This is a genomic window from Flagellimonas sp., from assembly GCF_965233845.1.
Taxonomy (GTDB): Bacteria; Bacteroidota; Bacteroidia; order Flavobacteriales; family Flavobacteriaceae; genus Flagellimonas.
Genome location: NZ_OZ247584.1, coordinates 563,408 through 577,589, shown reverse-complemented (window position 1 = coordinate 577,589; position 14,182 = coordinate 563,408). Strand labels below are relative to the sequence as shown.

At 46.9% G+C, this 14,182-nt stretch carries 5 protein-coding genes; 3 read left to right on the top strand and 2 right to left on the bottom strand.

Annotation, left to right across the window (positions count from 1 at the left end; all coding sequences use genetic code 11):
• The first annotated feature begins 18 nt into the window (after nucleotides 1-18).
• Complete coding sequence (locus ACO6S0_RS02565; RefSeq protein WP_422350475.1) at nucleotides 19-1,113, top strand: Nif3-like dinuclear metal center hexameric protein; 1,095 nt, start codon at nucleotides 19-21, stop codon at nucleotides 1,111-1,113.
• Between the two features lie 3 nt (nucleotides 1,114-1,116).
• Nucleotides 1,117-1,896, top strand: a complete 780-nt coding sequence (locus ACO6S0_RS02560) for a zinc ribbon domain-containing protein (protein ID WP_422350474.1) — start codon at nucleotides 1,117-1,119, stop codon at nucleotides 1,894-1,896.
• A gap of 31 nt (nucleotides 1,897-1,927) precedes the next feature.
• On the opposite strand, the gene ACO6S0_RS02555 is transcribed toward ACO6S0_RS02560, so the two are convergent.
• Nucleotides 1,928-3,286, bottom strand: coding sequence for an FAD-dependent oxidoreductase (locus tag ACO6S0_RS02555; protein WP_422350473.1), 1,359 nt, complete (start codon nucleotides 3,284-3,286; stop codon nucleotides 1,928-1,930).
• 270 nt (nucleotides 3,287-3,556) lie between these two features.
• Nucleotides 3,557-4,105, bottom strand: coding sequence for a ClpP family protease (locus ACO6S0_RS02550; RefSeq protein ID WP_422350472.1), 549 nt, complete (start codon nucleotides 4,103-4,105; stop codon nucleotides 3,557-3,559).
• A gap of 450 nt (nucleotides 4,106-4,555) precedes the next feature.
• On the opposite strand from ACO6S0_RS02550, the gene ACO6S0_RS02545 reads away from it, so the two are divergent.
• Nucleotides 4,556-14,104 (top strand): Calx-beta domain-containing protein, encoded by a 9,549-nt coding sequence (locus ACO6S0_RS02545; RefSeq protein ID WP_422350471.1) that lies wholly within the window; start codon nucleotides 4,556-4,558, stop codon nucleotides 14,102-14,104.
• Nucleotides 14,105-14,182 lie beyond the last annotated feature (78 nt).

The following is a 14,182-nucleotide window of genomic DNA, read 5'->3' as shown; positions in this document are numbered from 1 at the left end:
CCCATTAAGAAGAACTCTATGACCGTACAGGAAATCGCAAATATTCTGGAGGAACTGGCCCCACTCTCCCATGCCGAGGATTTTGACAATGTGGGACTATTGGTAGGTGACCACAATCAAGAAGTTACGGGTATATTAGTAACCTTGGACACCTTGGAAGTAGTCGTTGACGAAGCCATCTCCAAGAATTGCAATCTCATCGTGAGCTTTCATCCCATCATATTTAAAGGACTAAAAAAAATAACCGGGAGTACGTATGTGGAGCGGGTGGTTCTAAAGGCCATTGCCAATAATATTGCCATCTACAGCATGCACACGGCATTGGACAACAGTAAAATGGGAGTCAATGCCAAAATTTGCGAGGTGCTTGGTGTCCAAAACCCAAAAATCCTGATACCGAAACAAGGAACCATCAAAAAACTGACCACGTATGCCCCTTTGGAAGCTGTGGATACCGTGAAAACCGCTTTGTTCAAGGCAGGGGCCGGTGAAATTGGAAAGTATAGTAATTGCAGTTTCAGTACAGATGGTACCGGAAGCTTTAAACCAGGTGATGCAACCAACCCTTCTGTGGGCAGCATTGGCCAAGTACATTATGAAAAAGAGGCGCAAATCCATGTAATTTTCTCATTTGAAAAGGAAAAAGCCATCCTGAATGCACTGTTTGCCAACCATCCCTATGAGGAAGTCGCCTATGAGATCACTACCCTTCAGAACGTAAATCAAGATATAGGTATGGGCATGGTGGGTACGCTAGAACATGAAATGAAGGAAACCGCATTTCTTCAACACTTGAAGAAAAAAATGAACGCATCCGTGGTCCGGCATTCCGAGTTATTGGGAAAAAAAGTGAAAAAAGTTGCTGTTTTAGGGGGCAGTGGGGCTTTTGCCATTAAAGCCGCGTTAAAGTCTGGAGCTGACGTATTTGTAAGCTCGGACATCAAATATCACGAGTTTTATCAGGCCGAAAAGCGATTGGTCATTGCCGATATTGGGCACTTTGAAACTGAGCAGTTTACAAAAGATTTATTGGTTGATTATCTTATCAAAAAAATTCCTAATTTTGCAATCTCTTTATCGGAGAGCATTACAAATCCCATCAAGTATTTATAATATATGGCGAACAAAAGTGAAAACACCGTGGAAGAAAAGTTAAGAGCTTTATATGATCTACAACTTATCGATTCCAGGGTTGATGAAATACGCAATGTTAGGGGCGAACTTCCTTTGGAGGTGCAAGACTTGGAAGATGAGGTTCTGGGGCTTAAAACCAGAATGGACAAGCTAAAGACCGACGTTGAAACCGTAAATTTTGAGATTGCGGCCAAGAAAAATCTCATTGAGGAGTCCAAAGCATTGATTAAAAAATATGCCGAACAACAAAAGAATGTTCGGAATAGCCGTGAGTTTAACTCTTTGAGCAAAGAGGTAGAGTTCCAGGAATTGGAAATTCAATTGGCTGAAAAGAACATCAAAGAATTTAAGGCCCAAATAGAGCAGAAAAAAGAGGTCATTGCCGAAACCAAGGAAAAATTGACCGAAAGAGAAGGTCACCTAAAGCATAAAAAAGGTGAGCTGGATGCTATTTTGGCCGAAACTGAAAAAGAAGAAAAAGCACTTTTAAAGAAGTCAGAGGAATTTGAGGAGAAAATCGAAGAGCGCTTGATTCAGGCCTACAAGAGAATCCGCCACAATGTGAAAAACGGTTTGGCCGTGGTTCCTGTTGAAAGGGGCGCTTCCGGTGGTTCTTTCTTTACTATCCCTCCCCAAGTTCAGGTTGAGATTGCTTCCAGAAAGAAAATCATTACTGATGAACATAGTGGAAGAATCTTGGTAGATCCATTATTGGCTGAGGAAGAGCAAGCAAGAATGCAAGAATTGTTTGCCAAAATCTAATTTGGACCGAAAAGTAAAACTAAGCCACCTTTTAGGTGGCTTTTTTATTGTTGAGCAGTTTCAAAATCTCTTTTTCAACCTCTTCGGAATCCCACTTGGACTCGATATCGGGAAGTTCCATTACCTCTTGCATGATTTTTTCCTGCTTGTCCCCTATGGCCAGTGCTTCCGAATAAGGCCTATCCGAAAAAGTAACCCTACTATACACCGGAATCCATTTATCAGGGTGCTTGGCAGCAAAATGCTTTTCAATTTTCTTTTGCAATAAAAACATGGAATCGGCTGTTTTACTGCTCATTTCCATGAAATTTCGGTAACTGAGCTCGGCAATGGCATCGGCATTGGGTTTGCGTAGTTTTTGATACTCTCCAAAAATGCGGTCCCAATCATCACCATACTGATCCATGAGCTCGTCCAACTGATAAATATCTTCAAATCCAGCGTTCATACCCTGCCCATAAAAGGGAACTATGGCATGCGCCGAATCCCCAACAAGGGCAACCTTGTTCCAATAGGTCCAAGGATAACATTTCATGGTAACCATGGCACTGGTGGGGTTCTTAAAGAAATCCTGGGTAAGATTCTCTATTTCCTTCTGAACATTGGGAAAGTAGGTTTTGAAAAAAGTTTTCGCATCTTCCTCCGTTTTTATCTTATCAAAAGAGACCTCACCTTCAAAAGGCAGGAACAGCGTACAGGTGAAACTCCCATCAATATTGGGCAAGGCAATGAGCATAAACTGCCCTCTTGGCCAAATATGGAATGAGTTTTTACCCAATTTATGGGTACCATCCGGATTGGGTGGTATCGTGAGCTCCTTGTAACCCACATCAATAAAATCCTGTGAGTAATCGAACCTACTCCGGCGTTGCATTTTATGCCTAACCCGTGAAAAGGCCCCGTCACATCCAAAAATCAGGTCAAATTGATACTCCTTCCAAGCACTTTTAACGGTTTCACCCGTATATATCTTAGCTTCCGGAAGATCCACATCCCACACTTTTTCGTTGAATCGAAACTTTGTCCCTGCCTCTTCCGCCAGGTCAATCATTCTTCTATTGAGAATCCCTCTGGATATGGACCAAATGGCTTCCCCATCTTTGCCGTAATTCTGGTAATAAACAGGCTTGTCGTATACATGCATGGCCCTTTTGTCCATAGGAATGGCTATTTCCCTAATACTATCTTCGAGCCCTACCTTGCGGAGCGACTTCCAGCCTCTATTGCTCATGGCCAAATTAATGGACCTTCCTGAAAATTCTATAGTTCTGATATCCGGTCTACGATCAAATACCGTTACCGAATGTCCTTTTTTTCTTAAAAATATAGCTAAGAGGGAACCCACCAATCCTGAACCGATGATGGCAATATTTTTTGGAGTCTGTGTCATATGCCCGTGGGCCTATTCTAGTTAAACTATAAAAGTACGGAAAATAGGCTGTATTTATACCCTACCGTCTCTTGGGCACCAGTGAAACTTCATCTTCAAAGGTCCTTATTCTATGGGAAAAACTTGATGTGAAAAGTTTTTTTTGGGTTGGGATAAACTTTTGGCACCATAGTTGCCGTATATATATTAAATATTCCGCTTCGGCGTCTCTATATATAAAAAGTCCTTCACAATTTATTGCGAAGGACTTTTTCCTTTGTAAGAAGCGTTTTATTCCAAAATGCCGTCCACTATTCCGTATTCCAGGGATTCATCGGCTCCCATCCAATAATCGCGATCAAAATCTTTCATCACCTTGTCATAATCCTGTCCACAGTTATCTGCTAGAATTTTAGCCCCCAATTCTTTGGTCTTGATAATCTCCTTGGCCTGTATTTCTATATTGGAAGCCTGCCCTTGGGCACCCCCGCTAGGTTGATGGATCATAACCCGCGCGTGAGGTTGGATAAATCGTCTTCCCTTTTCCCCTACCGAAAGTAAAATAGACCCCATGGAAGCTGCCAACCCTGAACATACGGTTGACACCGGACTTTTAATTTGTTTTATGGTATCATAGATTGCAAAGCCCGAGGTTACATACCCTCCAGGGCTATTGATAATCAGTTGAATTTCATCATTGCTTTGAAGATCCAAATACAACAAGCGATCAATAACATGTTTTGCCGAATCATCATCTACCATTCCCCATAAAAACACCTTACGCTCATCCAATAATTTCTCTTGGATCAATTCATTAACCTTACCTTTTTTTGAACTCATTCTTTGTGTTTTGTAAAGTTTCAAAATTAATCAAATTATAAGTACCAAAATCCTTAACCCAAGGAAATATCCATAACGAAACGGATTACCATCCAAGAGCTAAAAATGCCAGCAAAAGTGTTCCACATCGATAATTTGCACACGTTTACCGATAAAATAATCAATATAAGTACCTGATTGACAGTTATCTATGATTTCTTCGCCTTATCGAAAAACGGGTCGTACGTCGATTTATCCAACACCTATATCGTGTAACTTTCCTATTCCAGTACATCCTGCATTTCTTTGAAACGAATTATGAACCCAAATCTTAATAATTCCAATCCAACAGTGAAAACCTTAACCTACAGCGATTTTCTTCAAAGCACGTTTTTAGTGACCCAATCCTAGCAGGTTAGACTTTCATAAAGTTTGGACGATCAAATAAGTGATCATCTCAAATCTAAACCTATGAAGAGCAAAACTACTTCTACATTTAAACTGGTAATTGTTTCTTTCTTACTCTTGTTCTCGTTCAGTATGATGGGGCAGGTTAAAAAGGCATTTACCCCTAGGTATTCAGAAACCATTAAGGGAGATGTGACGATCATCGCCAATAATGTGCTTTCACGTCATGCCACAAATGCGTACAATGGAACAGATGGTAACCACGATTTCTCAAACAATCTTTTTGTAGATATTGATTCGGATGCCTCCACCTTTAATTCCAGTAGCGCCAATTTCTCAAATCCAGAACCAAGCCTTAGCTGTTTGAATTTCAAAAAGGTCTTGTTGTACTGGGCAGCAGCTGACAAGGAGTATTCTGTTGATGACAATACTGGTAATGGTGGTTCTGAACCTGTTTGGAATTACAACCAGGTAAAGCTTATGCTTCCTGGTCAATCTTCGTACAGCACAATTACGGCTGATGAAGTAATCTATAGAGGAAGGGATGAGCATTTCGTAAACGATCCTTACATATGTGTCAAGGATATTACATCAGACGTAGTTGGTTTGGACAATCCTTATGGAAATTTCCAGGTAGCCAATGTGAAAGCTACTGAAGGTGATTTATACTCACATACAGGATCACATACAGGTACTTCGGGAGGATGGCAAATTGTGTTTGTCTATGAAAACCCGAGCATGATTGGAAAAAACATCACCCTTTTTGATGGCTATGTGCACATTACACAAACACAAGGAGAGGTGGAATTCGACTTTAATGGGTTCCAAACAGTTCCTACAGGAAATGTAAATGCAGATATTGTTCTTGGATCTTTTGAAGGGGACAGGGATATCTCTGGTGACCAGTTGCAAATCTTCGATACCAACAGCACTTGGTCCAACATCTCAACCCCAATTAGGGATAGTAACAACTTCTTTAATAGTCGGATTACCATAGATGGGGCGGACTTCACGGATAGAAATCCCGCAAGTACCAACACCCTAGGTTTTGACGCTGCCGTTTTTGATTTGCAGAACACAGCTAACAAGTTTATAGACAATAACCAAACATCAGCTACCCTGAAAATTACTTCGGACCAAGAAAGTTATGGTCTTTATTTGCTTGGATTAAGTGTTGAGGTTTATGAACCCAGCCTTGGTGCCTTGAACTTTACTTCCTCAACTTCAGGTACAGGTTTTAACCCAGGGGACAACGTTCAAATGACACTTAGCGTTGAAAACTCTGGTAACGATGATATCCAAAACTTGGAAATTTATACCACCCTTCCACAAGAGGTGGATTTTGTGAATACAGAATCTTTGCCCGCTGGAGTAACATACAATTTTAATACTTCCACAAGGGAGTTGCGCTTTTTTGTTCCTGATGGCAATACCGATGTAGGAGATCCATTGTATACTTTGGATTTCAATGTTCAAATCAAGGACCAATGTCATTTCTTGGAGACAGCTTGTTCCGCAAACTTTGCCATGCAAGCCACCGCAACTTTTAGTGGTGTAACCAATACCAATCCAGTAGTGGCCCAGAGTTCAGGAACAGTGGACAGTTGCGGCATCGGTAACTTTGATCCTACTGTGGTAGACATCAATGAACCCAATCAGGTAAACTGGTCAACAGCGGCCAATGCACTGGACACTACTGTCTCCTGTGATGACACTGATGCTTTAAATGCAGCCCAAAACCTTGAACCGGCTACTGAATTTTGCAATTTTACTTTGAACAAGGTTGCAGGTAGTTTTGTTGCCGACCCAAGTTGTCCTGGCGAAGGAACATATACCAATACCTGGACGTTCACAGATGCCTGCGGAAGAACCAGTGATACATTCACCCAAATCATTACGGTGGAAGATAACACTGCACCAACCTTTGTGGAGACATTGCCAACAGATACCACGGTTTCCTGTGACAGCGTACCGGTTGCAGATGTATTAACGGCTACGGACAACTGTGACAATGGCGTTGCTGTAACCTTTGATGAACAAATTACAGACGGTGATTCCTGTCCTTCCGATTATACCATAACAAGAACTTGGTCTGTGGAGGATTGTGCTGGAAACACTACTGAGCATGTACAGACAATTACTGTTGAGGACACTACTGCGCCTACCTTCTTGGAAACGCTTCCTTCGGATACGGTTGCTGCTTACAATGCGATTCCAAGTGCAGAAACACTCACAGCAAATGATAATTGTGATACCAATGCCAGTGTAAGCTTTTCTGAAACTTATGTTGGAGATAATACAAGTACCACCTATACCATCATTAGGACATGGACTGCGTCCGATTGTACAGGGAATTCCGTTGATCATACCCAACAAATTTTTGTTACTGAAAATGGAGACCCTCTTGGTTTGTACATCAATGATATTACGGTGGATGAAGATGCAGGAAATGCTACTTTGGAAGTATTCCATGTAGGTGAAGTTATTGGAGGTTTTACAGTAAATCATACTACTGCTGATGGAACAGCTGTGGAATCCTTGGATTACAGCCTAACTTCTGGCACATTGAATTTCAATGGAACGCATGGGGAATTGGTTTCAATTTCAGTTCCAATAAATGATGACAACATTATTGAAGCAACAGAAGCTTTCACCGTCCAATTGTCTAATGGCAACAATACACCAGCGATCAATGACAATGCTGGAGAGATAACCATCAACGACAACGACGGGGGTGCAGGCAACGGGGTGTCCGTTGCGGGCTTCAGCGTGGACGAGGATGCGGGTACCGTTGACTTCGTACTGTCGCTCAACGCCGACGTTCAGGGAGGGTTCAATGTGGACTTTGCCGTTTCAGATGGCACCGCTCTTGCGGGCAGCGACTATACCGTGGCATCCGCCACCGGGAACATCGCATTTGCCGGTAACGCAGGCGAACAGCACAGTGTCACCATCACCATACTTGACGATACATTGATAGAGAACAGCGAGGACCTGTCCATCGCACTTTCCAACCTTTCAACGGGGCTTATCTACATCATCGATGGGAACGCCACAGGTACCATAGGTGACAACGACGGCGGGGCCGGGAACGGGGTAAGCGTTACTGGGTTCAACGTGAACGAGGACGCAGGTACCGCAGATTTTGTGCTGTTGCTCAACGCGGATGTACAGGGTGGGTTCAACGTGGACTTCACTGTTTCAGATGGCACAGCCATCGCGGGCAGCGACTATACCGTGGCCGCCTCCTCCGGGAACATCGCCTTCGCCGGTAACGCGGGCGAACAGCACAGCGTGACCGTGACCATACTGGACGATACCATCATCGAGAACAGCGAGGACCTGTCCATCGCACTTTCCAACCTATCGACCGGGCTTATCTCCATTGTGAATGGGAACGCCACTGGTACCATAGGTGACAACGACGGGGGTGCCGGGAACGGGGTGTCCGTTGTGGGCTTCAGCGTAAACGAGGACGCAGGTACGGCCGACTTCGTGCTTTCCCTCAACGCCGACGTCCAGGGCGGGTTCAACGTGGACTTTGCTGTGGCCGATGGCACCGCTCTTGCAGGTTCCGACTATACCGTGGCCTTGGCCTCCGGGAACATTGCCTTTGCCGGAAACGCGGGCGAGCAGCACAGCGTGACAGTGACCATACTTGACGATACCATCATCGAGAACAGCGAGGACCTGTCCATCGCACTTTCAAACCTTTCAACGGGACTTATCTCCATCATCGATGGGAACGCCACAGGTACCATAGGTGACAACGACGGCGGGGCCGGCAACGGGGTGTCCGTCGCGGGCTTCAGCGTGGACGAGGACGCAGGTACAGCGGATTTTGTACTGTCGCTCAACGCGGATGTACAGGGCGGGTTCAACGTGGACTTTGCCGTGGCCGACGGGACCGCCATCGCTGGCGGTGACTATACCGTGGCATCCGCCACCGGGAACATCGCATTTGCCGGTAACGCGGGCGAGCAGCACAGCGTGACCGTGACCATACTCGACGATACGCTTATCGAGAACAGCGAGGACCTGTCCATCGCACTTTCCAACCTTTCGACCGGGCTTATCTCCATCATTGATGGGAACGCCACAGGTATCATAAACGATAACGACGGCGGGGCCGGGAACGGGGTGTCCGTTGCGGGCTTCAGCGTGGACGAGGACGCAGGTACAGCGGATTTTGTACTGTCGCTCAACGCGGATGTACAGGGCGGGTTCAACGTGGACTTTGCCGTGGCCGACGGGACCGCCATCGCTGGGGACGACTATACCGTGGCATCCGCCACCGGGAACATCGCATTTGCCGGTAACGCGGGCGAGCAGCACAGCGTGACCGTGACCATACTCGACGATACGCTTATCGAGAACAGCGAGGACCTGTCCATCGCACTTTCCAACCTTTCGACCGGGCTTATCTCCATCATTGATGGGAACGCCACAGGTATCATAAACGATAACGACGGCGGGGCCGGGAACGGGGTGTCCGTTGCGGGCTTCAGCGTGAACGAGGACGCAGGTACAGCGGATTTTGTACTGTCGCTCAACGCGGATGTACAGGGCGGGTTCAACGTTGACTTTGCCGTGGCCGACGGGACCGCCATCGCTGGGGACGACTATACCGTGGCCTTGGCCTCCGGGAACATTGCCTTTGCCGGTAACACCGGGGAACAGCACAGCGTGACCGTGACCATACTTGACGATACATTGATAGAGAACAGTGAGGACCTGTCCATCGCACTTTCCAACCTTTCAACGGGGCTTATCTCCATCATTGATGGGAATGCAACGGGAACGATAGGTGACAACGACGGCGGGGCCGGGAACGGGGTGTCCGTCGCGGGCTTCAGCGTGAACGAGGACGCAGGTACGGCCGACTTCGTGCTTTCCCTCAACGCCGACGTTCAGGGAGGTTTTGACCTGGACTTTGCCGTTGCGGACGGTACGGCCATCGCAGGTTCCGACTATACCGTGGCATCCGCCACCGGGAACATCGCATTTGCCGGTAACGCGGGCGAGCAGCACAGTGTGACCGTCACCATACTTGACGACAGCCTTATCGAGAACAGCGAGGACCTGTCCATCGCACTTTCCAACCTGTCAACGGGGCTTATAGGTATTTTGAACGCCAACGCTGTCGGTACGGTAGGCGACAACGACGGGGGTGCCGGGAACGGGGTAAGCGTTACTGGGTTCAACGTAAACGAGGACGCGGGTACCGCTGACTTCGTGCTTTCCCTCAACGCCGACGTTCAGGGAGGTTTTGACCTGGACTTTGCCGTGGCCGACGGGACCGCCATTGCGGGCGGTGACTATACCGTGGCATCCGCCTCCGGGAACATCGCATTTGCCGGTAACGCTGGGGAGCAGCACAGCGTGACCGTCACCATACTTGACGATACATTGATCGAGAACAGCGAGGACCTGTCCATCGCACTTTCCAACCTTTCGACTGGGCTTATCTCCATCATCGATGGTTCCTCTACGGGAACGATAGGCGACAACGACGGCGGGGCCGGGAACGGGGTAAGCGTTACTGGGTTCAACGTAAACGAGGATGCCGGTACGGCCGACTTCGTGCTTTCCCTCAACGCCGACGTTCAGGGAGGTTTTGACCTGGACTTTGCCGTTGCCGATGGCACCGCCATCGCAGGGGACGACTATACCGTGGCATCCGCCTCCGGGAACATTGCCTTTGCCGGTAACGCGGGCGAGCAGCACAGCGTGACAGTGACCATACTTGACGATACATTGATAGAGAACAGCGAGGACCTGTCCATCGCACTTTCAAACCTATCGACCGGGCTTATCTCCATTGTGAATGGGAACGCCACAGGTACCATTAACGACAACGACGGGGGTGCCGGGAACGGGGTGTCCGTTACTGGGTTCAACGTAAACGAGGACGCCGGTACCGCCGACTTCGTGCTTTCCCTCAACGCCGACGTACAAGGAGGTTTTGACCTGGACTTTGCCGTGGCCGATGGCACCGCTCTTGTGGGCAGTGACTATACCGTGGCATCCGCCACCGGGAACATTATATTTGCCGGTAACGCGGGCGAGCAGCACAGTGTCACCATTGCCATACTTGACGATACATTGATAGAGAACAGCGAGGATATGTCCATTACGATCTCCAACCTTTCAACGGGGCTTATCTCCATCATCGATGGGAACGCCACAGGTACCATTAACGACAACGACGGGGGTGCCGGGAACGGGGTTTCCGTTGCGGGCTTTAATGTAAACGAGGACGCAGGTATGGCCGATTTCGTGCTGTCGCTCAACGCCGACGTTCAGGGAGGTTTTGACCTGGACTTTGCCGTTGCCGATGGCACCGCCATCCAAGGGGACGACTATACCGTGGCCTTGGCCTCCGGGAACATCGCATTTGCCGGAAACGCCGGGGAGCAGCACAGCGTGACCGTCACCATACTTGACGATACACTGATAGAGAACAGCGAGGACCTGTCCATCGCACTTTCCAACCTTTCGACCGGGCTTATCTCCATCATTGATGGGAACGCCACCGGTACCATAGGTGACAACGACGGCGGGGCCGGGAACGGGGTGTCCGTTGCGGGCTTCAGCGTGAACGAGGACGCAGGTACGGCCGACTTCGTGCTTTCCCTCAACGCCGACGTTCAGGGAGGGTTCAATGTGGACTTTGCCGTTGCTAACGGGACCGCCATCGCAGGTTCGGACTATAACGTGGCCTCGGCCTCCGGGAACATCGCATTTGCCGGTAACGCCGGGGAACAGCACAGCGTGACCGTCACCATACTTGACGATGCATTGATAGAGAACAGCGAGGACCTGTCCATCGCACTTTCAAACCTTTCAACGGGGCTTATCTCCATCATCGATGGGAATGCAACGGGAACGATAGGTGACAACGACGGGGGTGCCGGGAACGGGGTGTCCGTTGCGGGCTTCAGCGTGAACGAGGACGTCGGTACCGCTGACTTTGTACTATCGCTCAACGCCGACGTACAGGGAGGTTTTGACCTGGACTATGCCGTTGCCGATGGTACCGCTATTGCAGGTTCCGACTATAACGTGGCCGCCGCCTCCGGGAACATCGCATTTGCCGGTAACGCGGGCGAACAGCACAGCGTGACCGTCACCATACTTGACGACGGCCTTATCGAGAACAGCGAGGACCTGTCCATAGCCATCTCCAACCTGTCTACTGGATTGATAAACATCTTGAACGCCAATGCAACTGGAACAATCAACGATAACGATGGGGGTACCGGGAATGGAATTCAATTCGATATCACCAACATTAACATTGATGAAGATGCCGGAACAGTTTCAGTACCTGTAAGCCTTAATGTGGACGTACAGGACGAATTTACCGTGGAGTTTTATACCGTCAATGGTTCGGCTCAAGATGCATTTGATTATACTGGTATTCCCCAGAACACCCAAGTATTGACCTTTGGAGCAGCCAATAGTAACAATCAAAACATAATCATTCCGATTATTGATGACATCATTATTGAAAGTACGGAAGACTTCCAGGTAGTCTTGACCAATATTTCAACCACATTGGTCAATATCCTGGCTAACGATACCGCTACGGTTAACATTATTGACAATGATGGAAATGAAGGTTATCCAACTGATATTACGCTTGAAGCTTGTGATACGATTCCAACTGCCGAAGTAATTACCGTAAACAGCAGCTGTGCAACTACAGTGGATTTCAACGAGTCCATTACAGGACAGGACGATGGCTGCGCCATGGATTATACCATTACGCGAACATGGACCTTTACAGATTGTGTTGGAAACGTTCGTGAGCATATACAGGTGATCACCGTGATAGATACCCAAGCACCGACATTTGTTGAAGTACTTCCGACGGATACTACAGTTTCCTGTGATAATATTCCAGTTGCCGATGTCCTAACGGCCATTGATAGCTGTGATCCAAATATCACTGTAGTATTTGACGAACAAATCACGGATACTGATTCTTGTGGATCCAATTATATCATCACAAGAACATGGGATGCAGCAGATTGCGCGGGTAACCCAATAAGCCATACACAGGTTATCACTGTGGAGGATACTACAGCTCCTACGTTTGTGGAAACCTTGCCAACGGATATGACCGTTTCGTGTGACAATGTTCCAGTAGCAGAAATCTTGACAGCTACTGACAATTGTGATCCAAACATCACCGTAGTGTTCGATGAGCAAATCACAGATTCTGATTCTTGTGGTTCCGACTACATCATTACCAGAACATGGAGTACGGCTGATTGTGCTGGTAATCCTGTGAGTCATACCCAAATAATTACGGTAGAGGACACTACAGCTCCTACATTTTTGGAAACGTTGCCCCTGGATATAACTGTGTCGTGCGACAATGTTCCGACCGCGGAAATCTTGACAGCTACGGACAATTGTGATCCAAATATCACAGTAATGTTTGATGAGCAAATCACGGATTCTGATTCTTGTGGTTCCGACTACATCATTACCAGAACATGGAGTACCGCTGACTGTGCAGGTAATCCTGTGAGTCATACACAAGTTATCACGGTGGAGGATACTACTGCTCCTACATTTGTGGAAAACTTGCCACAAAGCATGACAGCCATGTGTAACGAAGTTCCTGATGCTGTTGTTCTAACTGCAATTGACAATTGTGATACAACTACTGCGGTGACTTTCGATGAGATAATTACCAATGATTCCAATTGTGCAACTGGCTATACCGTTACCCGAACTTGGTCAACAGAAGATTGTGCGGGGAATGTCAATACCCACACCCAGGTTATCACGATAGAACCTACTGGTCCTATAACCGCAAGTGCTTACGAGGAGGAAATCAACCTAATTTGTGGGGATGAGATTCCTGAGGTGCCACAATTGACCTTTATGGGTGGATGTGGTAATTATCAGGTAGAATTCTCTGAAGAGACCGTTAGTTTGGTCGATACTGAGGACTTTATGATTACCAGAACTTGGGATGTGACCGACTCTTGTGGTAATACAGCCTCTTTTGAACAAGTGATATTTGTTATGCAGCCTCAACCTGAGGAAGTTGAAATCAACATTTGCGTTGAGGACGATGCCATTAACTTGATTGACTATTTACCTGAATCCTTTGATACCAACGGGACATTTGAGTTGGTCAGCGGTAATGTTGTCTTGGATGGAAGCATCTTTAATCCAGCCAACTTGGAAGTTGGAGAATACCTGATCAGCTATAGTTCTACTGAAGGAACCTGTAAGTATTATGTAGATTTCACCATCATCGTAAACAGTGATTGTGTGCCATGTGGCAGGGATGAGATCATCGTTTCCAAAACGGTTACTGCCAATGGAGATAATATCAATGATATGTTTACCATTACTGGAGTAGAGTATTGTAACTATTCCTTTGAGCTGATGATTTTCAACCGTTGGGGAGATAAAGTTTACGAATCCAAGAACTATCAGAATGACTGGGGTGGTTTTGCTCCGAGCAATGCCTTTGGAAATTCCGGTATGCTTCCTTCAGGTACGTACTACTATATCATCAACGTGATAAATACAGATATTAAACCACTGAACGGATACATTTATCTGGGAACTGGTGCAAACTAAACAAACTGCAACTACTTTAAAAGGTCAGCCTGTGCGGCTGGCCTTTTTTTGTATCGATTATCGAACTATTTCTTAGAC